Origin of the sequence: Bacillus sp. AFS001701, from assembly GCF_002559405.1 — a bacterium.
Classification (GTDB): Bacteria; Bacillota; Bacilli; order Bacillales; family Bacillaceae_G; genus Gottfriedia.
Genome location: NZ_NTZO01000625.1, coordinates 1 through 1,798, shown reverse-complemented (window position 1 = coordinate 1,798; position 1,798 = coordinate 1). Strand labels below are relative to the sequence as shown.

Sequence of the window (1,798 nt, the reverse complement as noted above, 5' to 3'; positions counted from 1 at the left end):
CTAAATTCAAATAAAAAAACTGAGTATCTTTTAGAAACTCAGTTTTTTATTAAATAAATAGAAAATCTTTTTACTTAAACGCAAGTTTTATTTCCCTGTCAAAGTTTCAATATCAGATAAAATCTCATCAAATGGTACATTACTTACACCACTATAATCTTTAACGATTTTTCCATTTTGATCAATTAAATAAAATTTAGTACCATGGATAACTTGTGAATTGTTTTCAGGTTTTTTAACAATCGTTTTAAAGTTTTCAGATGCAAATTTTTCAATGTGTTTTTGAGAATATCCCGTTAAGAAATTCCAATTACTAAAATCAGCATTAAATTTATTTGCGAAAGTAGTTAATAATTGTGGCGTATCAACTACAGGATCAATACTAAATGAGATGAAGTTTACATTCAACTTCTTCTCTGCAGCCTTTTGTTGAAGTTTTGCCATATTTGCTGTCATTGGCGGACAAACTGTTTCACAACTTGTAAATATAAAATCTGTTAGCCAGACTTTTCCTTTTAAATCTTTTGTCCCAAAAGTCTTACCGTCCTGGTTAGTGTATGTAAATTTTTCTAAATCCCAATTTAAAGGATTATCAATTTTATTTCCACAGCCACTTAATAATGTAAGACATAAAATCATTATTAATGTCACAACTACCGTATTTCTCTTCATACTTTTCCCCCTATGTTGCATTGTACTTGTCCATTGTATCAAAAATAGATCGTTTCTTTCTAATAATTTAAACTAATTGACATATATATTTAAAATTTTTCAAATGATACTTTTACAAAGTAAAGTTAAACTAAACATATTGAAAAAGAATCTTGAAAGGATGACTGATAATGGCAAATAAAAAATATGAAAATTTAGACACGAGTTATCGTAAAACCTTTAAAGATTTGATCAAATGCGGAATCGAAAGAAGTAAAACGAAAAAGGATTATAGTAGTGTAATTCAACAATGTAGTCATAAAAAAATCTCCTATTTAAAGGAAAATCGTGATAAAACAACAATTACTTGGATTGGACACTCTACTTTTTTAATTCAAATAAAAGGAGTCAATATATTAACTGACCCTGTTTATGCTAATCAAATGGCTTTAAAAAAACGATTGTCCAAACCAGGAATACTTATTTCAGAATTACCTCCAATTGACATAATTTGTATTTCACATGGTCACTATGATCATCTAGATTTTAATACATTGCGCCATTTCCCTAAAAAAACACGATTTATTTTACCAATCGGCTTGAAACAAAAATTTGTTAGTAAAGGCTATAAGAATGTCCATGAAATGAAATGGTGGGAGTCAAAAGATTTTTTAGGGATCAATATTTCATTTGTACCTTCTCAGCACTGGACGAAGAGAACTTTATTTGACAGGAATAAGTCACATTGGGGTGGATTTGTATTCAAAACGTCCAATGACTGTCTATATCACGTTGGTGACAGTGCTTATTTTTCAGGATTCAAGGAAATCGGTAAAAGATTTAAAATTGATACAGCAATTATTCCAATCGGAGCATATGAACCTGAATGGTTTATGAAACACAACCATATGTCACCTGAAGAAGCTGTTCAAGCGTTTTTAGATTTAAACGCGAAGTTATTTATCCCAATGCATTACGGAACATTTAAACTTGCAGATGATACTCCTTTAGAAGCTCTAGAGCGATTATGTTCTGAATGGAAAAGGAAAAAAATAAAACCCGAAAAGCTTAAAATTTCTTTACTTGGTGAAACAATTCATCCCTCAATCGTAGGAAATAAAAAAGAAGAAGCCATTATCTTTTAAGC

Annotated in this window: 2 protein-coding genes; one reads left to right on the top strand and one right to left on the bottom strand. The window is 29.7% G+C overall.

What is annotated here, in order from left to right; genetic code table 11:
* Window positions 1-87 precede the first annotated feature (87 nt).
* Window positions 88-672 (bottom strand): SCO family protein, encoded by a 585-nt coding sequence (locus CN514_RS24145; protein WP_098234743.1) that lies wholly within the window; start codon window positions 670-672, stop codon window positions 88-90.
* Between the two features lie 170 nt (window positions 673-842).
* On the opposite strand from CN514_RS24145, the gene CN514_RS24140 reads away from it, so the two are divergent.
* The gene (locus CN514_RS24140) at window positions 843-1,796 is read left to right on the top strand and encodes an MBL fold metallo-hydrolase (protein ID WP_141529514.1); all 954 of its coding nucleotides are present in this window, start codon (window positions 843-845) and stop codon (window positions 1,794-1,796) included.
* Window positions 1,797-1,798 lie beyond the last annotated feature (2 nt).

Excerpts from the sequence above, each read along its gene's own strand:
- CN514_RS24145 (WP_098234743.1), bottom strand. The coding sequence starts at position 672 with ATGAAGAGAAATACGGTAGTTGTGACATTAATAATGATTTTATGTCTT.
- CN514_RS24140 (WP_141529514.1), top strand. The coding sequence starts at position 843 with ATGGCAAATAAAAAATATGAAAATTTAGACACGAGTTATCGTAAAACC.